The 22,937-nt window shown below is 27.3% G+C and carries 22 protein-coding genes; 21 read left to right on the top strand and 1 reads right to left on the bottom strand.

From position 1 onward, the window contains the following. Positions 1-51: 51 nt before the first annotated feature. From KQI36_RS07280 to KQI36_RS07220, 13 genes are all read left to right on the top strand, one after another. Complete coding sequence (locus tag KQI36_RS07280; protein ID WP_010294767.1) at positions 52-396, top strand: single-stranded DNA-binding protein; 345 nt, start codon at positions 52-54, stop codon at positions 394-396. 268 nt (positions 397-664) lie between these two features. After that, the gene (locus tag KQI36_RS07275) at positions 665-1,615 is read left to right on the top strand and encodes an AAA family ATPase (protein ID WP_216450352.1); all 951 of its coding nucleotides are present in this window, start codon (positions 665-667) and stop codon (positions 1,613-1,615) included. Positions 1,616-1,627: 12 nt separating this feature from the next. Continuing rightward, complete coding sequence (locus KQI36_RS07270) at positions 1,628-2,752, top strand: DUF58 domain-containing protein (protein ID WP_216450351.1); 1,125 nt, start codon at positions 1,628-1,630, stop codon at positions 2,750-2,752. Next, the gene (locus KQI36_RS07265) at positions 2,749-4,008 is read left to right on the top strand and encodes a hypothetical protein (RefSeq protein WP_216450350.1); all 1,260 of its coding nucleotides are present in this window, start codon (positions 2,749-2,751) and stop codon (positions 4,006-4,008) included. Before KQI36_RS07270 ends, KQI36_RS07265 begins: the two co-directional genes overlap by 4 nt. A gap of 305 nt (positions 4,009-4,313) precedes the next feature. Then, complete coding sequence (locus KQI36_RS07260) at positions 4,314-4,679, top strand: DUF6514 family protein (protein ID WP_216450349.1); 366 nt, start codon at positions 4,314-4,316, stop codon at positions 4,677-4,679. Between the two features lie 238 nt (positions 4,680-4,917). Further along, entirely contained in the window at positions 4,918-5,292 is a 375-nt protein-coding gene (gene acpS, locus KQI36_RS07255) for a holo-ACP synthase (protein ID WP_010294757.1), read from the top strand. Between the two features lies 1 nt (position 5,293). Next, positions 5,294-6,229 carry an NAD(P)H-hydrate dehydratase gene (locus KQI36_RS07250; RefSeq protein ID WP_216450348.1) on the top strand — a complete coding sequence of 312 codons (936 nt, stop codon included), beginning with the start codon at positions 5,294-5,296 and terminating at the stop codon, positions 6,227-6,229. Between the two features lie 90 nt (positions 6,230-6,319). Continuing rightward, entirely contained in the window at positions 6,320-6,943 is a 624-nt protein-coding gene (locus KQI36_RS07245) for a germination lipoprotein GerS-related protein (protein WP_216450347.1), read from the top strand. Positions 6,944-7,017: 74 nt separating this feature from the next. Then, positions 7,018-8,181 carry an alanine racemase gene (gene alr, locus KQI36_RS07240; protein WP_216450346.1) on the top strand — a complete coding sequence of 388 codons (1,164 nt, stop codon included), beginning with the start codon at positions 7,018-7,020 and terminating at the stop codon, positions 8,179-8,181. Between the two features lie 145 nt (positions 8,182-8,326). Then, positions 8,327-8,590, top strand: coding sequence for a CopG family transcriptional regulator (locus KQI36_RS07235; protein WP_216450345.1), 264 nt, complete (start codon positions 8,327-8,329; stop codon positions 8,588-8,590). Between the two features lie 16 nt (positions 8,591-8,606). Beyond that, on the top strand, positions 8,607-8,975 hold the full coding sequence (locus KQI36_RS07230; RefSeq protein WP_010294745.1) for a type II toxin-antitoxin system PemK/MazF family toxin: 369 nt from the start codon (positions 8,607-8,609) through the stop codon (positions 8,973-8,975). A gap of 251 nt (positions 8,976-9,226) precedes the next feature. After that, positions 9,227-10,054, top strand: a complete 828-nt coding sequence (locus KQI36_RS07225; RefSeq protein ID WP_216450344.1) for a transketolase — start codon at positions 9,227-9,229, stop codon at positions 10,052-10,054. Then, the gene (locus KQI36_RS07220) at positions 10,054-10,992 is read left to right on the top strand and encodes a transketolase family protein (protein WP_010294741.1); all 939 of its coding nucleotides are present in this window, start codon (positions 10,054-10,056) and stop codon (positions 10,990-10,992) included. The genes KQI36_RS07225 and KQI36_RS07220 overlap by 1 nt, the downstream gene beginning before the upstream one ends. A 54-nt stretch (positions 10,993-11,046) precedes the next feature. Here KQI36_RS07220 and KQI36_RS07215 read toward each other — a convergent pair whose 3' ends face one another. After that, a complete protein-coding gene (locus KQI36_RS07215) occupies positions 11,047-11,784 on the bottom strand; it encodes a YdcF family protein (protein ID WP_216450343.1) in 738 nt (245 codons plus the stop codon). Between the two features lie 499 nt (positions 11,785-12,283). Here KQI36_RS07215 and KQI36_RS07210 point away from each other — a divergent pair, with 499 nt between their 5' ends. From KQI36_RS07210 to KQI36_RS07175, 8 genes are all read left to right on the top strand, one after another. Then, the gene (locus tag KQI36_RS07210) at positions 12,284-12,667 is read left to right on the top strand and encodes a hypothetical protein (RefSeq protein WP_216450342.1); all 384 of its coding nucleotides are present in this window, start codon (positions 12,284-12,286) and stop codon (positions 12,665-12,667) included. Between the two features lie 182 nt (positions 12,668-12,849). Then, on the top strand, positions 12,850-13,536 hold the full coding sequence (ftsE, locus tag KQI36_RS07205; protein ID WP_010294733.1) for a cell division ATP-binding protein FtsE: 687 nt from the start codon (positions 12,850-12,852) through the stop codon (positions 13,534-13,536). Next, positions 13,526-14,416 (top strand): permease-like cell division protein FtsX, encoded by an 891-nt coding sequence (gene ftsX, locus KQI36_RS07200; RefSeq protein WP_216450341.1) that lies wholly within the window; start codon positions 13,526-13,528, stop codon positions 14,414-14,416. Before ftsE ends, ftsX begins: the two co-directional genes overlap by 11 nt. A 222-nt stretch (positions 14,417-14,638) precedes the next feature. After that, positions 14,639-15,907 carry a S41 family peptidase gene (locus tag KQI36_RS07195; protein WP_244991514.1) on the top strand — a complete coding sequence of 423 codons (1,269 nt, stop codon included), beginning with the start codon at positions 14,639-14,641 and terminating at the stop codon, positions 15,905-15,907. 307 nt (positions 15,908-16,214) lie between these two features. Then, entirely contained in the window at positions 16,215-17,498 is a 1,284-nt protein-coding gene (locus KQI36_RS07190; RefSeq protein ID WP_244991513.1) for a Do family serine endopeptidase, read from the top strand. Between the two features lie 38 nt (positions 17,499-17,536). Then, complete coding sequence (uvrB, locus tag KQI36_RS07185; protein ID WP_216450340.1) at positions 17,537-19,522, top strand: excinuclease ABC subunit UvrB; 1,986 nt, start codon at positions 17,537-17,539, stop codon at positions 19,520-19,522. Positions 19,523-19,577: 55 nt separating this feature from the next. Further along, positions 19,578-22,400, top strand: a complete 2,823-nt coding sequence (uvrA, locus tag KQI36_RS07180) for an excinuclease ABC subunit UvrA (RefSeq protein WP_216450339.1) — start codon at positions 19,578-19,580, stop codon at positions 22,398-22,400. An 87-nt stretch (positions 22,401-22,487) separates the two neighbouring features. Further along, positions 22,488-22,922, top strand: a complete 435-nt coding sequence (locus KQI36_RS07175) for an FHA domain-containing protein (RefSeq protein WP_010294721.1) — start codon at positions 22,488-22,490, stop codon at positions 22,920-22,922. Positions 22,923-22,937: the final 15 nt, after the last annotated feature.

Here is a 22,937-nt window from a genome sequence, read left to right as displayed (position 1 = left end):
TTAAAGTTTAAAAATTCTTAAAACAGGATATTGTTAAATGGAGGGTGTTTTATGAATAGGATTGTTTTAGTAGGAAGGTTAACTAGAAAACCAGAAATTAGAGTTGTTGATGAGAAAAACAATAAAGTTTTTACGAGAATAATGTTAGCAGTAGACAGACCATATAAAACAGCAAATGGAGAAAAGAGTGTAGACTTCATTCCAGTAGTTTTATGGGGGAAAAAAGCAGAAATAATATGTGAATATTTAGATAAAAATAATCTTATAAGCGTTACAGGAAGATTACAGACTAGAAGTTTTGAAGGAAATGATGGTCAGAAAAAATATATATCTGAAGTTATTGCAGATGAGTTTCAATTCATGAATACTAAAAAAACAGAAGAAGATATTGGATAAAAAATGTCTATAGGCTTAGCCTATAGACATTTTTTATGCATAAATAAAGGGTTTTAAATATAGAAGATAAAATATATAATATTAGAATATAGTTTTAAAATATTTAAATAAATGAATTATACATACAACAAAGTTTCGTTAATTTTATTAATGAAATAGATTTAATGTTTATATATTGAGAAATTATAAGTTGAAGTAAAATCAATTGAAATTAAATAAAATTATATAACTCATTTATTTAAAACATGCAGCCTTGGGGGGAGTATTTATGGATATTAAAGTATTTGAAGAATTTAAAAAAAAAGTTAAAAAGAATGTTGGAAAGGTTATAGTGGGAAAAGAAGAAAATATAGATAAAATTATAGTAGCGTTTATAACTTCAGGTCATGTACTTTTAGAAGATGTTCCTGGTCTCGGAAAAACTAAACTTGCTAAAAGTTTATCTAAAACTATGGGATGTACATTCAAAAGAATACAATTTACACCTGATTTATTGCCATCAGATTTAACTGGAATTTATTTCTATAATCAAAAAAATCAAGAATTTGAATTTAGAAAGGGACCACTTCTAAGCCAGATAATTTTAGCAGATGAGATAAATAGAGCAACGCCAAGAACTCAATCAGCTTTACTAGAATGTATGGAAGAAAGACAAGTAACTGTAGAAGGAAATACAATAAAACTAGAGGAGCCATTTTTTGTAATTGCAACCCAAAATCCAATAGAGCAGTTTGGTACATTTCCATTACCAGAAGCTCAACTAGATAGATTTTTCATGAAACTTTCTATGGGATATCCAAATTATAATGAAGAAAAAAGCATGATGGAAAGATTTATGGAAAGTGATCCACTGGATATATTAAAATCTGTTATAACATTAGAAGAAATAAAATATGTTCAGCATAATTATTGTAAAGTTCATATAAGTGATGAAATTAAAGAATATATATTAAATATTGTAGTAGCAACTAGAAATAATATGGATATAGAGCTAGGATGTAGTCCTAGAGTTACTTTAGGATTGATGAAAGGATGTCAAGCTTATGCAGCAATAAATGGAAGGGATTATGTAATTCCGGAAGATGTAAAGGCATTAGCTGTATCGGTAATGGCTCATAGAATTGTTCTAAAAAGCGAAATAAATGTAGAAAAGGATAAAGCTAATAATGTAATAAATTTAATATTAAGTACAGTAAAAACTCCAATAGAAGAAATTTAGGAGTTGATAAATATGATTTCATTATATATTTTTATGTTTTTATTTGCTACTGTGTGCGTTTATTTAGCGTATATTACAAGAAAAAATGGTTTTGAAAACTTAAGTATTTCTAGAAAAGTACAGGAAGATAAAATAATAGAAAATGAGAAATTTAATATATCTATTATTATAGAAAATAATAAAAAATTACCTATTGCTTTTTTAAACATTGCAGAAAATATTCCTGAAGGTATTAATTATTATGGAGAGAACTTAGATTTTAAGGAAGGTCAAGTTTTGTGGCATAATAGCAGTTATAGTATAGGACCTTATAAACGAAAAATTAGAACATATACTTTGTGTGGTAAAAGAGGAACTTATTTAATAAAAAATATGAAAGTGACAATTGGAGACTTTTTCGGCTTAAATACAAATGTTAAAGAAATTGAGGATTATATAGAAATATTAATTTATCCTAGAATTAATCCATTGGGAGATTATAATTTCGATATAACTAATTTTAATGGAAATAATACTGTAAGAAGATGGATTCAAAAGGACCCTTTATATATTAAAGGGATAAGAGAATATAATGTAGAAGATAGGATGAAAGATATACATTGGAAATCAAGTCTAAAAATGAGTAAGTTAATGGTTAAAGATTATGATTTCACATCAGAAAGAGAATTGGTCATAATATTTAATGTTCAATGCGATGAAAAACCTTGGCAGAACATACAAAAAAGCGCCATAGAAGATGGCATAAGGTTACTAGGAGCACTTTCTAATAAAGCATTAAAAGAAGGCATACCTACAGGAGCATGGACTAATGCAAGATTATTATCCTATGTTGAAAATTATCCATCACAGATAAGGCCAGAGCTAAATAGTTTTGCGAAAATAATGGAAATGTGTGCACGAATTGATTATTCGGCGAAAAAAAAGTTTGCGGATTATTTAAAGCAAAACATTAAAAATTTCTATAATAATTGTACTTATGTAATAATAACGCCCTATTTAGATGAAGAAAGTGGCAAATTACTATCTGACATAGCTAAGAAAAATGTAAACATGAAAATAATTGATATATCTCAATCATCTAGTGTGTTAAGTATACCAGGCATAGAAAAGCTCTCATTTAAGGGGGGAAGAGTATGAGTTGGTTTAGACAAGTAAAATTATTATATATGGCCACATTAAATATTATATATTTCTTATTAGGTAACTTAATTTCTAACATATTAATAGATAAAAACTTATCATATTATTTAATATTATTTACAATAGCAACAACCGTATGTACATTAATATGTATTGATAAAAATTACAATAAAAAACTAGCTATATTTATTCCATTTTTAATTACACTATCAATTTTAAGAGTTTTAATTAATGATAGTACCTATATAATTGTAGCAATATATTTTATAGTAATATATTTTATAAACTTAGAAAAGATAGATGAACCAATAACATATATTGATACTAGAAAAACATTTATTTACATTATGTTATTATCTTTATTAATTTTGTGCTTAGCAAATGTTTTTTTATGGAAGAACATAGTGGCATATTCATTTCGAGCATATATTTTTTATCTAGCATTAATGATTATTACATTCAGAGAGCTCTTAAGATACGAAAATAACATATTTAATGAAAAAGCTAAATATTTTAATTTATCTATTGTAATAATTATTATTGTAATGAGTTTAGATCCTGTAATGAAGTTTATTAATATTACATTTTCAAAATTATTAAATATAATTTGGTTATTATTTATAAGCATAATAAGTTTTATTAGTAAATTTGTGGGGGTTTTAGTTGAATTTGTAGTAAGTAATTTAAGAAATTTAATACTGAAAAATGGTGGTTCAATAGAAAATTTAAATTTGTTTGAGAATCAAAAAATTTCTAATGAAATTAAAAATATATTTGATAATAATATAAAAGTTAATAGTGGATTAGATATAGTAGTAAAATTATTATTTGCAAGCTTAATTATGGTAATTGTTTATAAAATGTTTAGTAAAATACATGTTGTAAAAAAGAAGGCAGATAGTAATTATATAGAGTATGTAGAAAATATAAAAAAAGAAAAAAATATAAATAAAAAAAGTAAGTTAGAAAAAATAAAAGAATTTTTAAAAATAAAAAAAACAATAAAAGAAGAGATTTTTTATACTTATAAAAAATTTGAAAGGATTACAGATAAAGTAGGGGTTTTTAAAAACTATATGACAGCTACACAATTAAAGAATGTAGTAAATTTAAAATTTGATAATATGGAGGATTTAGAGTGTATGACTAAGATATATAATGAAGCAAAATTCTCAAATCATCATATGAAGGAAGAAGAACTACAAAGGATAAAAAAAGGATATGCGAATGTAAAAGAACAACTAGAAAAGTAATAAATTTACAAAAAGGTATAAGAGGTTTACAAAAAGGTAGACTAGAGTTTGTACAAAAAGGTAAAAATGATAGTACAAAAAAGTTTCTACAAAATTAGTCAATTTCGACAAAATAATCTAAAAAAGACTAAGAGTTAATCAATAAATATTATATCAGAGTTATAATATATATCAATAGAAACATTAATGTGTCAATTAAAAGGGAGAAAATAAAAATCTACACTACATTAAATGACATAATTTTTTAAACTTAAGTGATAAAATCATTTCATATAGAGCGTTAGTTTTTGAGGGGGTTGTATTCAGTGGTTATAGTTGAAAGTTTAAAAAATGTAGTTGAGATTGATAATGTAAAGTATGAGTATGTGTATAAACTTTTAGAAAGTGATTACAATTTTAAGAATAATGAAAAATGCAATTCATTAAAAGCATATGGAATAGAAGTGGAAAGAAAAGATACAGTTAAGGGACAAGTTGTTTCAAATTATAAGGATTTTGTTAGATATATAAGTCCTAAAAAAGAGAAAGTGACTGAAATAATAGAGCTTTTAAATAACAATATAGTTTCACCTATTCACTTAATAGATGTTATAGGTGAGTATGTAGACGAGTATGTTAATGATTTCGATGAAGCTATAAAAAATAAAAATTTAAAAGTAGCAGTTTCATAAAGCAAAGGCATATTAAATCAGATAATAGATTAAAATACGCATATATTATTTGGTTTATATATGTATAAATTAAAATAAGGGAGCTATCTCCCTTATTTTAGTATAAACATAGCAATTTAATATATTAAAATACATAAAATGTAATTTAAAATATATAAGATATCTACTATAAAATTCAAATTTGTGATAATATAATAAAAAAAGTACAATTTTTGGTAGAAAGAAAGGAGGATGAAATTTGATTGTAGGCATTGGTGTAGATATAGTAGAAATAAGAAGAATCAAAAGTGCAATTGAAAGAAACAGTAATTTTACAAGAAAAATTTTAAGTGACGAAGAATTGGAATGTATAGCTAAAAAACCTATGAATTTTCAATACATAGCAGGAAGATTTGCAGCAAAAGAAGCTATATCTAAAGCTTTAGGAACTGGATTTAGACAATTTGGATTAAAAGATTTAGTAATAATAAACGACGAGTTAGGTAAACCAATGGTTACGTTAAAAGAAAAGGCTAATGAAGTTGCAAAAAAACATGGACAATACAAAATTCATTTAAGTATATCTCATGGGGAGGACAATGCAGTAGCCTATGCCATATTGGAGGTGAACTAAAGTGAGTGGCGGATTAAAGGAAATAAAAAATACAATAATATCCAATTTACATAATATTCATTTAAAATCTAAAAAATTAGATGGTAATTTTATTGGTAGTTGTTTTGTGAAACGAGAAATAGATGGTCACAAAGGGGATTATGGAAGGGTTTTAGTTATAGCTGGGTCTAAAGGGTTTAGTGGGGCAGCATACCTTGCTACAGAAGCAGCAGTAAAAAGTGGTGCAGGTCTTGTAACATTATGTACGCATAAAGCAGTACAGGGAATTATGAGTATTAAGCTTAATGAAGCTATGACAATTAATTATGAACAAACTGATAAGATAAATAATTTAGTTGTAAAAAGCAATGTAATAGCATTAGGTCCAGGTATGGGGAATAATAGTTTAACTTATAATATATTAAAAGAAATTGTAACTAAAAGTGAATGCCCCTTAGTTATTGATGCAGATGGATTAAATGTATTACAAGGAAATCTTGAATTATTAGAGTTGAAAAATAATGAAATCGTTTTAACTCCTCATCTTGGAGAAATGTCAAGATTAACAGATTTGACAATAGATGAGATAAAAGAGGATAAAGTAAAAATATGCAAGGAATTTGCTAAAATACATAATATTATATTACTATTAAAGGGGTATGAAACAATAATAACTAATGGTGATGAAGTGTATATAAATTCTACAGGCAATAGTGCTATGGCATCAGGGGGGATGGGGGATACACTGACGGGAATTATAGCATCTTTCATAGCCCAAGGTTATGAACCATTCCAGGCAACATATATGTCAGCATACATTCATGGATTCTGTGGAGATGTTTTATCAAAAGATATGTTTTGTGTAAATGCAACACATATAATTGAATTTTTACCTTATGGTATAAAAATGCTTTTAGAAGATAAAGACGACTCTAGGGAAGAGATATTAAGCAATTAATATAAAAATATATAAAATTTATAAATAAGTTATAGTATTGGTAATTGCATAATAATATAGTAGTGTATTAATTTTAATAGGGGGTATTAAGTGAAGAGTATAAATAAAAATACACTATTAATGATTGTAGCATTTTTTATAATAGCAATAATATCTGTAATGTTTTTTAAATTTAAGCCACAAAAACCTTTAGCATATGAAGAGATTATTGAAAATTTAAAAAATATTAATGGATATACTGCAAATATAAAGATAGACATTAAAAATGCAAAGCAAAATCTTACCTATGATGGAAAGCAAATCTACATAAGAGAAAAAGGGGGACAAATTAATCTAGGGGAAAATAGATGTTTTACATATGATGATAAGGGGATACATGTTAAAGATAATAATAATGGTGAAAAATATGATTTACCAGACGGATTTGATGAAGTATTAAAAGGATTATTTGTAAATGAATTTATTAATCTTATAAATACAAGCAATGAAGTAGTTATAGAAAATAAAGAATTAAACAATAAGCAGTATTTAACTATTAGTTTATTATTGCCTGGTTATAATAGAAATATATATAAAGGCATAATATATATAGATATTAAAGATGGTTTACCACGAGAATATCATATTCTAGATGAAAAAGAGAATATAAGATTAATATGTACTTATAATAAATTTTTGAAATTAAAAGAAATTGAAAATTTCGAAATTAACTAAAGATAGTTACATTAAAGCCAACTAGGGGTATTATATAAGCTTAGAATAGTTAAATTTACTGTGAGGTGAAGAAAATGTTCAGGCATTTAAGACCAGTATGGGCAGAAATCAATTTAGATAAACTTGCTCATAATATGAGAGAGATAAAAAGAGTATCAAAAAGCAAAGGAATTATAGCTGTTGTAAAAGCAGATGCTTACGGTCATGGAGCTATTGATATAGCACCTGTACTTTTAGAAAATGGTGCTGAAAGATTAGCTGTGGCTGTAATAAGTGAAGCAGTAGAACTAAGAAGGTCAGGAATAGACGCACCAATAATGATTCTTGGTTTTACTCCACCAAATTTAATAGATACATTATTAAAATATGATATTGAACAAACTGTTATAAATTATGAATTTGCAAAAGAGCTATCGAATATGGCTAAAAAGAAAAATAAAATAGCTAAGATTCATATAGGAATAGACACAGGCATGGGAAGAATAGGTTTTTTACCTAATAATCAAAGTATTGAGGATATAGTTAATATAAGTAAACTTCCTAATATAGAAATAGAAGGCATATTCTCACATTTTTCATCTGCTGATGAAAAATGTAAGGATTATACAGAAAAACAACTAAATCAATTTAATGATTTTTATAAAAAATTAGTGGATTTAGGTGTAAACATAAAAAGTAAACACATAAGCAATAGTGCAGCTGTTATGGATTTGCCACAGTGTCATTTTGATTATGTAAGACCGGGCATAATTTTATATGGATATTATCCATCGGATGAAGTTATGAAAGAAAAGTTAGATTTAAAACCAGTTATGGCTTTAAAATCTAACATAGTACATTTAAAAAACTTACCAAAGGAAAAACACATAAGCTATGGTAGGAGGTTTACAACAGAAAGAGACAGTGTAATAGCTACTTTACCAGTGGGATATGCAGATGGTTATACTAGATTACTTTTTAATAAAGCAAAGGTTATTGTAAATGGAAGTTTTGCTCCTGTTGTTGGAAGCATATGCATGGATCAATGTATGATAGATGTTACTGATATTGAAGGTGTAAAAGTTGGAAATGAGGTTATACTAATAGGTGAAGACAACCATGGAAATAAATTTGATGCCGATGATATAGCAAAACTTTTAGGAACTATAAATTATGAAGTTATTTGTGCAATAAATAAAAGAGTTCCTAGAGTGTATGTAAAAGGTGGAAAAGTAATTAAGGTTAGAAACTATGTATAACAATATAACTGTCATATTTGGTAAAAAACTGTTGTATAAAGTAAAAAGAAACCAATAATTTCTTTGACATTATGACATTAATTCAATTATAATTAAAACGGTACATAATGGTTGTTATTAGTTATATTAGGAGGTATTGATTTCCATGTCAGATTCAAAGAAATTTAATGTTGATATTTCTAAAAGTTTACTAAGAAACATAAGTAGCAATTTAACCTCAGATTATGAAAAAAAAGAAGAAGCAATAGACGATTCAATCATATTATATATAGAAGACGATTTTTCAATAGAATTCATAGAAAGTATGAAAAATGGATATATTGAAATGGCTGATATAAATTTAGAGATGTCTGAATTGGGATTAGAACAAGATGTTTGTGATTTCATAGAATATGAATCAAGGCTTTAGGAGAGTGAATTGCCTAATGACAACTGTTGTGAAAAGAGGAGATATATTTTATGCAGATTTAAGTCCAGTTGTTGGATCGGAACAAGGAGGCGTGAGACCTGTTATAATTATTCAGAATGATATAGGGAATAGATATAGCCCTACTGTAATTGTAGCAGCAATTACCTCACAAATTAATAAAGCTAAGCTTCCAACTCATGTTGAAATATCTTCAGAAGACTATGGGTTAAATAAAGATTCTGTAGTTTTATTGGAACAAATAAGAACCTTAGATAAAAGAAGGTTAAAAGAAAAAATAGGTCATATGACTAAGGAAGATATGGAAAAAGTTGATATTTCATTAATGCTTAGTTTAGATTTGAAGCATAAAAATAAAAATAATTAAAGTTTATATAACATAAAAAGCAGTTAGGTATAGTATTTATTGTGCTATATATAACTGCTTTTTTATATGTAAAATTCTAAAATTATAATTTTAAAAATTATTTATTGAAATAAAGTGTTATTTTACATATTAAAATAAATTAATATGCAAATAATAAAAACGGTTAGTTTACTATTTGTAAATATAAATAGTTGTTAAAAGGTAGAAAATTGTTATAATATTTAATAGAAGATAATCTAGGAGGTATTGGTATGGAAAAAACACTAGACCAATTACAAAATATTACTAAAGAAATAAGAAAAGACATAGTTACAATGTTAACTGAGTCAGCGTCAGGTCACCCAGGTGGGTCATTATCATCAGTAGAAATCTTAACTACTTTATATTTTAATGAAATGAATATTGATCCTAAAAATATACATGACCCAAATAGAGATAGATTTGTTCTTTCAAAAGGTCATGCAGCTCCAGTATTATACAGTACTTTGGCAGAAAGAGGCTTTTTTGAAAAAGAAGAATTAATGAATTTAAGAAAAACAGGAGCAATGCTTCAAGGACATCCAAATATGAATTATGTTCCTGGTGTTGATATGTCAACAGGATCTTTAGGTCAAGGTATATCAACAGCAGTTGGAATGGCTTTAGCAGGGAAAATAGATGAAAAAAGTTATAGAGTCTATACTGTTTTAGGTGATGGAGAGCTTCAAGAAGGTCAAGTGTGGGAAGCTGCAATGTGTGCTGCACATTATAAGTTAGATAATTTAACTGCATTTGTAGATTTTAATGGACTACAAATAGACGGAGATATATCTAAAGTTATGAATCCAAATCCTATAGCTGATAAATTTGAAGCTTTTGGATGGAATGTAATGGTTTTAGAAGATGGTCATGATTTAAAAGCTATAAAAGAAGCTATAGAAAAAGCAAAAACTGTTAAAGGACAGCCAACAATGATAGTGTGCAAGACTATAAAAGGTAAAGGCGTATCATTTATGGAAAACCAAGCAGGTTGGCATGGATCAGCTCCTAGCAAGGAACAATGCGATTTAGCATTAAAAGAAATAGGAGGGGAAGCGTAATGAGTAAAATAGCTACAAGAGAAGCATATGGAAAAACACTTGCAAAAATAGGTTTGGAAAATGAAAATATAGTTGTTTTAGATGCAGATTTATCAAAATCAACTAAAACAGCAGATTTTAAAAAAGTATGCGAAGAAAGATTTTTTAATATGGGTATAGCAGAAGGAAACATGATGTCAGTTGCAGCTGGTTTAGCTAGTTGTGGAAAAATACCTTTTGTAAGTACATTTGCAATGTTTGCAGCAGGCAGAGGATTTGAACAAATCAGAAACTCTATATGCTATCCAAAATTAAACGTTAAAGTTTGTGCAACACATGCTGGATTAACTGTTGGAGAAGATGGAGCTTCACATCAAGCTATTGAAGATATAGCACTTATGAGAAGTATCCCTAATATGGTTGTTATAAGCCCTAGTGATGCAAAAGAAGCAGAAGCAGCTATAGAAGCAGTTGCTAAGTATAATGGACCTTGTTATGTTAGACTTGGAAGAAGTGGTGTTCCACAAATAAATACAAATGAAGATTATAAATTTGAAATAGGTAAAGCAATTAAATTAAGAGAAGGAAAAGAAGCTACTATAGTAGCAACAGGAATAATGGTTGATGCAGCTTTAGAAGCAGCTAACATTTTAAGTGAAGAAGGAATAAAAGTAAGTGTGTTAAACATACATACTATTAAACCTATAGATGTAGAAGCTATTTCAAACTCTGCAAAAGAAACAGGAGTAATTATTACAGCTGAAGAGCATAGTATCATAGGTGGACTAGGTTCTGCAGTTGCAGAAGTGGTTACTTCATCATATCCAGTTCCAGTTTTAAGAGTAGGTGTAAAAGATACATTTGGTGAAAGTGGTAAACCTGCTGAATTATTAGAGAAATATGGATTAACAGCAAAAGAAATAGTTAAAGCTGTAAAAAAAGGGTTAGAACTAAAATAAAAATTAGAATAAAAACGAAATGCTATATAATATTATGTAGCATTTCGTTTTTTATTAACAAAAAAATATAGATTTTACTATGGCAAAAAATTCTCTTATAAAATAGTTTGGTTTCAATAATACATTACTGTTACTACTATAAAAAGTTACATTTTTATAATTGTTTTTTTTACTTAATATATGAGTTCTAAAACAGTGAAAGTCACTAGTTACTATTTTAATTTTTATCTTAGAAAAATCATTACTATCATTTAAAATTTTAATTTTTGAATATTTGAGATTTTCGAATGTGTTCTTAGAATCTTCTTCTAATATCAACCTATTTTCATCTATTCCATTGTTAATTAAATAAGTTTTCATTGCTAAGGATTCGGAAATTATTTCATTGGCACCTATACCTCCAGATAGGATTATTTTACACTTATTATTATAATTGCTAATATAATAAATAGCAGAATCTAATCTATACTGTAGTGTTTTACTAGGTTTATTATTTTTAAGTCCAGCACCAAGAATTAAAACATAATCGCAATATGAAGTATTTTTAGAAAGGCTAAAATAGATAATAAAAATTTCTAAAACAATAAATATTATAAAAAGTAATGTTAAAAAAGGACATAAAATTTTAAAGATGATAGTGGTAATTAAAAAATCTTTATTATAGTAATATAGAATTAAGATTAATCCTAAAATAAATAAATTTATACTAAAAGAAACTTTACCAAAATGCAAGTTTATTAATAGAAAATATATTATTAACGTAATTCCTATTATTAAAGCAATTATAGACATAAATGTTATTCTCCTTATTATAAATATTTTAAGATAATATAAAAATATAATAATATTCTATAATAATATTTTATTACTTTAAAGAATAAAGGTTATAAGATGAAAAATTTTAATATATTAAGTTAAATTACTATTCAATTAACAGAAAATAATGACTTTTACAAAACAATATGATAAAATAACTTAAAATTATAAAAAAAGGTAAGTTGAGAATTACTAGGAACGAAGTGAGTAGTAACAACCATAACTGTTAATTATTCACTCTTAACTCTTAACTAGAAAAATCCTACAACTGTTTACTATTAACTTTTAACTAAAATAATCTGTTAGTTATTGATAAAATATTAATTTGAGTTTTCTCATTTGATAAATGAATAAGTTTAAAATTTAATTTGGAACCTTATAGTGAAACAAAAGTTTGAATTTTGGGTTCTTATTTATCAATTTATGATAAAATTATTTATATATTAACAGTAAATTACAATTTGGGGGGACTACGATGAATTATGAAAATAAATTATCAAAAACAAGATTAATATTTAAAGATCTTTTTAGAAGTTTTAAGATATCGATTATAGTTTATTTAATTATGGCTATATTAGGAGCTGTAATTGGGGTATTATATTGTTTATTAGGAGAGACACAGCTATCACTTAATGAAGTGGTTAAATTTATTATGTTTACTGGAATTTGGTGTTCGTGTTTTGGACTAGCCATATCAGGAATTGCTTTTATGAAACCAAGTACTATGGGGCCGTTAAATCATCAAAATGAATGGCGTAAGTATTATGGAAAGTTTAACCTAATAGGAGCTATATTGTCTACAAGTGTATATGTGTTAAGTTATTCATTAATATTAGATGTAATAATGCATAAGGTATAAAGGATATATAAATAGTGGAATATGATTTACATATTTGCCACTATTTTTTTTCCGATTTCTATTGCAATTCGATAAAATTTTTTCTATTATTAAACAATATAATAGAAAGTTGTGCTATAATGAAGTGAATAAAAGTCCAATGATTGTTATTTTCATTAAGATAGGAGTGTGAAGACTAGGAAATGATAGAATTTAAAAATGTTACGAAAGTGTATAACAATAATGTTTTAGCATTATCAAATTTAAATATAGAAATTAATAAAGGTGAGTTTGTTTTCTTGGTAGGACCAAGTGGATCAGGAAAATCAACTTTTATAAAAATGCTATTAAAGGAAGTTGACCCTACTGCAGGATCAGTAATAGTAGATGGTACTGATTTGAATGAAGTAACCCATAAACAGATTCCTTTTTATAGAAGAAAGATAGGGGTTGTTTTCCAAGATTTTAGACTAATACCAACTTTAAATGTTTATGAGAATGTTGCATTTGCATTAAGAGTTATAGGTGCATCTGATAAAGAAATACATAAAAAAGTACCACTAGTGTTATCTATGGTAGGACTTTCTAAAAAATATAAATCATTCCCAAATGAGTTATCTGGGGGAGAACAACAAAGAATATCAATAGCTAGAGCTATTGTTAATAGTCCGGCACTTTTAATTGCGGACGAGCCTACTGGAAACTTAGATCCTGAGACTTCATTAGAAATAATGGATATTATAAGTGATATAAATAGAGCAGGAACTACAGTTGTTATGGCTACTCATGCTAAAGATATTGTTGATACAATGAAAAAAAGAGTTATAGCTATAGAAAAAGGAACTGTAGCAAGAGATGAGGAAAGGGGTAAATACGGATATGAAATTTGATTCAGTTAAATATTTTTTTAAAGACTCATTTAAAAGTATTGTTAGAAACAAAACATTAAGTATGGCATCCGTTGCCACTGTTGCAGCTACATTTTTTATATTTGGTATAGTATCTCTTGTAATAGTAAATGTAAATAAAGCTGTAGATGAATTAGGTTCTAAAGTAGAAGCTAGAGTTTACTTAAAAGATGATATAAAAAAAGAAGAACTAGAAAAGCTCGAAAAAGCTTTGAAAGCTACACCTGGTGTAGTAGAAGTAAGACTTGAAAGTAAAGATCAAGCTTTAGATAATGTAAAAAATCAATTAGATGATACAGAAAAATCTTTAATGGCTGGATTTGACAAGAAAAATCCATTTCCAAGTTCATACATAGTTAGAGTTAAAAATCCAGAATCTATAGATAATGTTGTAAAAAAAATTGATGGTCTTTCTGGAATAGAAAAAGTTAAAGATGCTAGAGACTTAATAAGTCAAGTAACTAAGATAACTAATTCAGTTACTATAGCGGGTTTAATTGGTTCTGTTGTGTTTATATTAGTGTCATTATTCCTTATAGGAAATACTATAAAAATAACAGTGTTTTCTAGAAAACGTGAAATTGGAATAATGAAATATGTAGGAGCAACTGATTGGTTTATAAGATGGCCATTTATAATAGAAGGTGTAATACTCGGTGTAATAGGAGCATTATTATCAATTTTAATTGTATTTTGTGCATATGCTTTATTACAATCAAAATCCGCTAATGCATTTTTAGGATTTTCACTTATATCAAGTAGTTATATATTTAAAGTTCTAATATGGGAATTTATATTAGGGGGAATTTTAATAGGTTCTATAGGAAGTATATTGTCTATGAGAAAATTCCTAAAAGTTTAGTTCGAAATTTTAGTTTAAAGGTGCTGTCTTATTAAAGATAGCACTTTTTTTATAAATAAATAGTTAATAATAAATTATTTTCTATTTAAAACATATACTATACTAGTACTTTAAAAATAAGTAGTAGAAAATATATATAATGTAAAGATTAATAAAAAGATGTTATAATTATTAAGTATTTACATAAATAATATATATATGTGAATTTAAGGAGTGAAGAAAATGAGTGATGAAAAGAAAGATTTAGCTCACATAGGGGGAAATAATAAAAAAAGTAATAGACGAAGTAAATCCATTACATATACGGTGTTATTATTAATTTTAACTAATATAATTACTGCATTTGTAGTTACAATGGTTTCAGTTAGATTACCTAATGGAAAAGTGGTGGTAAGTCAAAAAACTTTTCAAAATGTATTAGCTTTTGAAAAATTATATACAATTAAAGATAAAATAGATAAATATTATATAGGGGATATAAATCAAGATAATTTAATAGAGGGTGCCTCTAAGGGTATGGCTGCTGCACTTGGTGATCCATATACAACATATATGAATCAAAAAGAGTTTACTGAGTTTACAACTCAAACTGGAGGAAGTTATGTTGGATTAGGGATACAAATAGGGGTTAAAGATAATAATATAGTTGTAGTATCAACATTTGAAAATTCTCCTGCTAAAGAAGCAGGTGTTATGGCTGGTGATATTATAATGTCAGTAAATGATACGCCAGTAACAGGTAATGAAGTAGATAAAGCAACCTCTATGATGAAAGGTAAAGAGGGGGAAACTGTAAAATTAATTGTTTCTAGAGCAGAAGAACAGATGAACATAGATGTTGTTAGAAAACAAATAGATTTAGTTACTGTAAATTATGAAATGATGGAAGATAAAATAGGATATATACAAGTATCTATGTTTGATGAGCATACAGCTAAAAACTTTGAAAATGCTTTAGCAAATCTATCAAAAGATGGTATGAAAAGTTTAGTAATAGATTTAAGGGAAAATCCAGGTGGTCTTTTAGACCAAACAGTTGAAATGAGTTCACAGTTTGTAGAACAAGGAAAAACAATAGTGTACACTGAAGATAAAAATGGAAATAGAAAAGATTATAATTCAGTAGGTGGAAACAGTATAGGAGTTCCTGTTACTGTATTATGCGATGGAAATAGTGCTAGCGCATCAGAAATATTTATAGGAGCACTTAAAGATTACGGTGTCGCAACAATTGTAGGTGAGAAAACTTTTGGTAAAGGTGTAGTTCAAACTACATTTTACAGGGATCAAGACGGATTTGGAGATGGTACTGCTTTAAAAGTTACTATTTCTAAATATTTTACTCCTAATGGAAAAAATATTCATGGAGTGGGAATAGAGCCAGATGTTAATGTTAAATATCCGGATGAATTAAAGGAAAAAGCTTATTCTAGAGAAAATGATCCACAACTTAAAAAAGCCTTAGAAATAGCAAGAGAAAAAATAAAATAGTTTATAAGAATAACTAGTTAATGATGAGATGATTTTAAAATATAATATATAGAAAGGCTTATTTAATAACCTTTCTATGTATTATGAAAATACTCACTAATTTAACTGGTTATTTTTTATATATTATTTTTGATTTGGAAAGTTTTAAAAAAGATAATTTTAAAATTACTTATACTAAAAATAAAAATATAAGTTATAATTAATAAAGATTATTGAACAATTATTTGTTTTATCAAATATTTATGATATATTAATATAATTATAGTGACAATTGTAAATTTACAACATGATTAGGGGGATTTTTATTATGGAACTTTTAAAATACACTTTAACTCAAGTAGCATCTATACTTGTAAATCCTACATATTCAATGTTTTTAATATTAATTGGAGTTATTTTCTATTTAAAGAATAAAAAGAATAACAAAATTGAATATATGGTGATGGGACAAAAAAATGTTTCTGCTTTTGAGTTGACAATATCTCAAATTGTTATAGGTATATTTGGAGGGACATTAGCTAGTATACTTATAACTTTTTTAGGTATTAATTTTGATGCACAGTCCAATGTATATATTATATTTATAATATCAATAATTTTAATGATGGTTAATCCTAGGTTTATATGCCTTTCTTATTCAGGTGCTATTTTGGGTCTACTTTCATTGATATTTTCATTGATAGCAGAATTTATGAATAAACCAGAAATTAACATTTTTGTAGTAGATATAATTAACTTAGTGGCATTGATTGGTATCATGCATTTTGTAGAAGGTATTTTAGTTATGATTGATGGAAAAAGAGGTGCTATACCTATTTTTGGAAGTAGGGATAATAAAATTGTAGGTGGTTTTGCATTTAAAAGATTGTGGGCTCTTCCAGTAGTTTTACTTATGGCTATAGCAAATAACCATGGTATTACAGGTGATGCTATTAATACTCCAGCTTGGTGGCCTTTATTAAATCATAAAGAAAATAAAATTTTATTTGAAACAATAGCACTAGCAGCACTTCCATTATATACTGTAGTTGGTTATACATCAGTTACTTTTACAAAAACAAAAGAAAAAAAGACATTGATATCAGGGTTATATATATCTTTATACGGATTAATACTAATAATATTAGCACCTGTTGCAAAAACAGGTATTATAGCTAAATTTTTATTAGTGCTATTCATGCCAATAGCTCATGAATTAATGATGAAAATTCAAAGGAAAAGAGAGATTAATGGAGAACCTATATATATTAGTGACAATGAGGGAATTATGATTTTAGATGTTGCTAAAGATTCTTTTGGTGAAAAAATAGGATTAAAGTCAAAAGATATAATTTTAAATATAAACAATTTTGATATGAATGATGATGAATTTATTTTTAAATTTATGGAGCAAGTTCCAAATAATCTTTATATGGAAATAAAAAGGGGAACAGAAAAATTGTTTATAAATGAAACTATTGAAAAGAAAGTAAGACCTGGAATAGTCATAGTTCCAAGGATTGTACCAAATAAAAGTAAGGTCTTAAAAATTGAAAATACTTTTGAAGATATATTAAGAAAGATTAAGGAAAGAGATAAATCTGACAATTAATATAGAAAACTAATTAGAGTAAAGAGAGGGGTATCTATATGGGCGAGTTTAAAATACATTCTAAGTTTAAGCCAATGGGCGATCAACCTCAAGCTATTGAAAAGCTTGCGAAAGGTATAAAAAGTAGCAAAAAGTTTCAAACTTTACTAGGTGTAACTGGTTCGGGAAAAACATTTACTATGGCAAATATAATAGAAAATGTTCAAAAACCTACTTTGGTTTTAGCTCATAATAAGACTTTAGCAGCGCAGCTATGTTCAGAATTCAAAGAGTTTTTCCCTAACAATGCTGTAGAATATTTTGTTTCTTATTATGATTATTATCAGCCAGAAGCTTATGTAGCCCAAACTGATACTTATATAGAGAAGGATGCTAGTATAAATGATGAGATAGACAAACTAAGACATTCAGCTACAGCTTCTTTATTAGAGAGAGAAGATGTTATAGTTGTGGCTTCTGTATCTTGCATATATGGTTTAGGTAACCCTGAAGAATATAAAAAACTTACTGTATCAATAAGAGAAGGTATGGAAAAAGACAGAAACGAAGTAATTAGAAAATTAATTGATATACAGTATGAAAGAAATGATATAAACTTTGTTAGAGGAACTTTTAGAGTAAGAGGTGATGTTCTAGATATATTTCCAGTATCATCAACTAATAAGGGAATTAGAGTAGAATTTTTCGGAGATGAAGTAGATAAAATAAGAGAATTTGACGTTTTAACTGGTGAGATAATCTCAGGAATGAAGCATGTATCTATATTTCCAGCATCTCACTTTGCTACTTCAAAAGAAAAATTAGAAATAGCAATAGAACAAATAGAGATGGAGCTTGATGAAAGGTTAGAGGAACTTAAAAATCAGGATAAATTATTGGAAGCTCAAAGATTAAAACAAAGAACTAATTTTGATATAGAAATGATTAGAGAAGTTGGGTATTGTACAGGAATAGAAAATTATTCTAGAATATTAGATGGAAGAGCAAAAGGAGCTCCACCACAAACATTAATGGACTTCTTTCCAGATGATTTTCTTTTATTTATAGATGAGAGTCATGTTACTCTTCCACAAATTAGAGCCATGTATGGAGGAGATAAGTCAAGAAAAACATCTTTGGTAGAGTATGGGTTTAGACTTCCTTCAGCTTATGATAATAGACCTTTAAAATTTGAAGAATTTGAAGAAAAACTTAATCAAGTAGTTTTTGTAAGTGCCACACCAGGTCCTTATGAAAATGAACATTCACAAGAGGTTGCAGAACAAATAATAAGACCTACAGGACTCTTAGATCCAGAAATAGAAGTAAGACCAATAAAAGGGCAAATTGATGACTTATATGGTGAAATTAAAGAAACAATTTCAAAAGGTTTTAGGATATTAGTAACTACTTTAACTAAAAGAATGGCAGAAGATTTAACAAAATATTTAAAGGATTTAGGTGTTAAAACTACATATTTACATTCTGATATTGATACTATGGAAAGAATGAAGATAATAAGAGATTTAAGAATGGGTGAGTTTGATGTCTTAGTTGGAATAAATCTTTTAAGGGAAGGATTAGATATTCCAGAAGTAGCCCTTGTTGCAATATTAGATGCAGATAAAGAAGGATTCCTACGTTCGGAGACATCTTTAATACAAACTACAGGTAGGGCTGCAAGAAATTCTGAAAGTAAGGTTATAATGTATGGAGATAGGATAACAAAATCTATGAAAAAGGCTATAGATGAAACTATAAGAAGAAGAGAAATACAAAATATATTTAATCAAAAGAATAACATTATACCAAGAACAATAATTAAGGATGTTAGAGAAATAATAGAAATATCCACAGTTGCAGAAGAAACTCTTGAATATAGTCCACAATTAGATAACAATGAAGTTGATATAACAAAAGAAATAGAAAAATTAGAAGAGGAAATGAAATTAGCTGCTAAGGATTTACAATTTGAACGTGCCGCTGAATTAAGAGATAGGATAAAACAATTAGATGCTATTTTAAAAAATAATATGAATAAGTAAAAGTTTTAATTTTTATACTGCTAGAAGAAAAATTAAAAAATTAGAGGAGAAAATAATGAGAGATAAAATTTTTATAAAAGGAGCAAAAGTACATAATCTTAAAAATGTTGATTTAGAAATTCCAAGAGATAAGTTTGTTGTATTTACAGGACTTTCAGGATCGGGAAAATCTTCATTAGCATTTGATACATTGTATGCGGAAGGTCAAAGGCGTTATGTTGAGTCATTGTCTGCTTATGCAAGACAGTTTTTAGGGCAAATGAACAAACCGGATGTAGAATATATTGAAGGCTTATCTCCAGCAATATCAATTGATCAAAAAACTACAAGTAGAAACCCTAGGTCTACAGTAGGTACAATAACAGAAATATATGATTATTTAAGGTTATTATATGCAAGAGTTGGAACTCCTCATTGTCCTAAATGTGGGAAAGTAATAACTCAACAAACTGTGGACCAAATGGTTGATCAAATAATGAATTTAGAACACAGGACTAAAATACAAATTTTAGCACCTATAGTTAGAGGTAAAAAAGGAGAACATATAAAAATCATAGAAAATATAAAAAAGAATGGATATGTGAGGGCTAGAATAGATGGAACCATAGTAGATTTAATAGAAGAAGAAATAAATCTAGAAAAAAATAAAAAACACACTATAGAAGTTATTATAGATAGATTAGTTGTAAAAGAAGATATAGAATCAAGGTTAGCAGATTCTATAGAAACTGCCTTAAAATTAGGGGAAGGTCTAATTATAGTAAACATAATAAATGGTGAAGATATATTGTTTAGCGAACATTTTGCTTGTATAGAGTGTGGAATTAGCATAGGAGAAATGTCACCTAGAATGTTTTCATTTAATTCTCCTTTTGGAAAGTGTGACAAATGTGATGGGTTAGGTACATTGATGGAAATAGATGAAAATCTAATAATTCCTGATAAAAGCAAAAGCATACTTGAAGGAGCAATAGTTACATTTGGAGATAGTAGTTTAAAAGAAGATTCATGGACGTTTTCTATATTAAAGGCTCTTAGTAAAGAATATAAATTTTCTTTAGATACGCCAATAGAAGAATTGCCAAGAGAAATCTTAGATATAATATTATATGGAACTAATGGGAAAAGAGTAAAAGTAGAGTATACTAAAGAATTTAGGACAGGAATATATAATCATGATTATGAAGGAGTAATAAATAATTTAAAACGTAGATACTTTGAGAGTAATTCTGATTATATAAAAAGAGAAATAGAGCAATATATGAGTGATAATCCATGTCCAAAGTGCAAAGGTGCACGTTTAAGTAAAGAAGCGTTATCTGTAACAGTAGGAGAAAAAAATATATTTGAATTTTGCATAATGGCTATAAACGATGAATTAAAATTCTTAGATGAATTAAAATTATCAGAGAAAAATAAAGTTATTGCAGAACAAATTTTAAAAGAAATAAGAAGCAGACTAACATTTTTGATAGATGTAGGATTAAACTATTTAAACTTAACACGTTCTTCTGGAAGCTTATCAGGAGGAGAGGCCCAAAGAATAAGATTAGCAACTCAAATAGGATCAAGTTTAATGGGAGTATTATATATACTTGATGAACCAAGTATAGGACTTCATCAAAGGGATAATGATAGATTAATAAAAACACTTAAACATTTAAGAGATTTAGGTAATACATTAGTTATAGTTGAACATGATGAAGATACTATGAAAGCTGCAGATTTTATAGTGGATATAGGTCCTAAAGCTGGAGAGCATGGTGGAAACATTGTAGCTGCAGGAAGTATTGAAGAAATAATGCAATGTGATAATTCTATAACAGGTCAATACCTAAGTGGTAAAAAGAAAGTTCAAGTTCCAAAAGAGTTTAGAAAACCACAGGATAGAAAAATAACAGTTGTTGGTGCTAAACAAAATAATTTAAAAAATGTAACTGTAGACTTTCCATTAGGAGTATTGGTATCTGTTACAGGTGTATCAGGTTCAGGTAAAAGTACACTTGTTAATGAAATATTATATAAAGGATTAAATAAAATTTTAAATAATTCTAAAAAAATACCTGGATTATATAAAGAAATTAGAGGCTATGATCAAATAGATAAAATTATAAATATAGACCAAAGTCCAATAGGAAGAACACCAAGAAGTAATCCAGCAACATATACAGGTACTTTTGATTTAATAAGGGAAGTGTTTTCTACTGTTCCAGAAGCTAAGATGAGAGGATATAAACCAGGAAGATTTAGCTTTAATGTCAAAGGTGGTAGATGTGAGGCATGTAAAGGCGATGGAATAATAAAAATAGAGATGCAGTTCTTATCAGATGTTTATGTACCATGTGAAGTTTGTAAAGGAAAAAGATATAATAGAGAAACTTTAGAAGTGAAATATAAAGGTAAAAGTATAAATGACATATTAGAAATGACAGTGGAAGAGGCAATTAAGTTCTTTGAAAATCATACAAGAATAGTTAATAAACTTGCTACTTTAATGGATGTTGGACTAGGCTATATAAGATTAGGTCAACCTTCAACTACATTATCTGGTGGAGAAGCGCAAAGAATAAAACTTGCATATGAATTATCTAAAAGGAGTACAGGTAAAACATTATATATATTAGATGAGCCTACTACTGGATTGCATATAGATGATGTAAATAAACTAATAGGAATATTACAAAGATTAGTTGACAGTGGTAATACAGTAGTTGTTATTGAACACAATTTAGATGTTATAAAGTGCTCTGATTATATTATAGATTTAGGTCCAGAGGGTGGAGAAAAAGGTGGAACTATATTATGTACAGGAAGTCCAGAGGATATATGTAAATGTAATAGTTCTTATACAGGACAATATTTAAAAAAGATGTTATAATTGACATGAAAAGCAATAAAAACTAATAAAATACTGAATAAAACAGCATTAAAAATGTTGTTTTATTTACTATAAGGAGTAATGCCTATGGCTAATTTCAGTTTTATATTTAAAATAATAATCGTTATAATAATTTATTGTATTATTTTTTATGCTCTAAAAATTATGTACAAAGATGTAAAAAATGAAGGCAAAAAGAAACCGAGAAAAACTAGTAGACTTAAATTTGGATTAGAAATTGTAAAACAGGGACAAAATCCAAATTTACAAGAAGGTTCTGTTATCCCATTAAATGAACAACTTACAATGGGAAGAGCGGAAGACAATACTGTTGTTCTAAAAGACAAATATGCATCGTCTCATCATATAAAAATATATATGAAAAATGGTGAGTACATATTAGAAGATCTAAAAAGTACAAATGGTACATTTGTGAATGATAGAGCAGTCTCCAATAAGATAGCCTTGAAAAAAGGATATATAATTAAAATTGGATCATCAGAATTTAAAGTTATTAACTAAAGATGGTGAAAGGAG

The organism is Clostridium senegalense (assembly GCF_018916625.1).
Classification (GTDB): Bacteria; Bacillota; Clostridia; order Clostridiales; family Clostridiaceae; genus Clostridium_J; species Clostridium_J senegalense.
Note: the sequence above shows the minus strand (reverse complement) of the source record. Positions and strands in the feature narration are given on the sequence as shown.

What these genes read in the sequence shown, in the direction of transcription:
- KQI36_RS07280 (WP_010294767.1), top strand. Translation starts at nt 52, where the DNA reads ATGAATAGGATTGTTTTAGTAGGAAGGTTAACTAGAAAACCAGAAATT.
- KQI36_RS07275 (WP_216450352.1), top strand. Translation starts at nt 665, where the DNA reads ATGGATATTAAAGTATTTGAAGAATTTAAAAAAAAAGTTAAAAAGAAT.
- KQI36_RS07270 (WP_216450351.1), top strand. Translation starts at nt 1,628, where the DNA reads ATGATTTCATTATATATTTTTATGTTTTTATTTGCTACTGTGTGCGTT.
- KQI36_RS07265 (WP_216450350.1), top strand. Translation starts at nt 2,749, where the DNA reads ATGAGTTGGTTTAGACAAGTAAAATTATTATATATGGCCACATTAAAT.
- alr (WP_216450346.1), top strand. Translation starts at nt 7,018, where the DNA reads ATGTTCAGGCATTTAAGACCAGTATGGGCAGAAATCAATTTAGATAAA.
- KQI36_RS07235 (WP_216450345.1), top strand. Translation starts at nt 8,327, where the DNA reads ATGTCAGATTCAAAGAAATTTAATGTTGATATTTCTAAAAGTTTACTA.
- KQI36_RS07230 (WP_010294745.1), top strand. Translation starts at nt 8,607, where the DNA reads ATGACAACTGTTGTGAAAAGAGGAGATATATTTTATGCAGATTTAAGT.
- KQI36_RS07225 (WP_216450344.1), top strand. Translation starts at nt 9,227, where the DNA reads ATGGAAAAAACACTAGACCAATTACAAAATATTACTAAAGAAATAAGA.
- KQI36_RS07220 (WP_010294741.1), top strand. Translation starts at nt 10,054, where the DNA reads ATGAGTAAAATAGCTACAAGAGAAGCATATGGAAAAACACTTGCAAAA.
- KQI36_RS07215 (WP_216450343.1), bottom strand. Translation starts at nt 11,784, where the DNA reads ATGTCTATAATTGCTTTAATAATAGGAATTACGTTAATAATATATTTT.
- KQI36_RS07210 (WP_216450342.1), top strand. Translation starts at nt 12,284, where the DNA reads ATGAATTATGAAAATAAATTATCAAAAACAAGATTAATATTTAAAGAT.
- ftsE (WP_010294733.1), top strand. Translation starts at nt 12,850, where the DNA reads ATGATAGAATTTAAAAATGTTACGAAAGTGTATAACAATAATGTTTTA.
- ftsX (WP_216450341.1), top strand. Translation starts at nt 13,526, where the DNA reads ATGAAATTTGATTCAGTTAAATATTTTTTTAAAGACTCATTTAAAAGT.
- KQI36_RS07195 (WP_244991514.1), top strand. Translation starts at nt 14,639, where the DNA reads ATGAGTGATGAAAAGAAAGATTTAGCTCACATAGGGGGAAATAATAAA.
- KQI36_RS07190 (WP_244991513.1), top strand. Translation starts at nt 16,215, where the DNA reads ATGGAACTTTTAAAATACACTTTAACTCAAGTAGCATCTATACTTGTA.
- uvrB (WP_216450340.1), top strand. Translation starts at nt 17,537, where the DNA reads ATGGGCGAGTTTAAAATACATTCTAAGTTTAAGCCAATGGGCGATCAA.
- uvrA (WP_216450339.1), top strand. Translation starts at nt 19,578, where the DNA reads ATGAGAGATAAAATTTTTATAAAAGGAGCAAAAGTACATAATCTTAAA.
- KQI36_RS07175 (WP_010294721.1), top strand. Translation starts at nt 22,488, where the DNA reads ATGGCTAATTTCAGTTTTATATTTAAAATAATAATCGTTATAATAATT.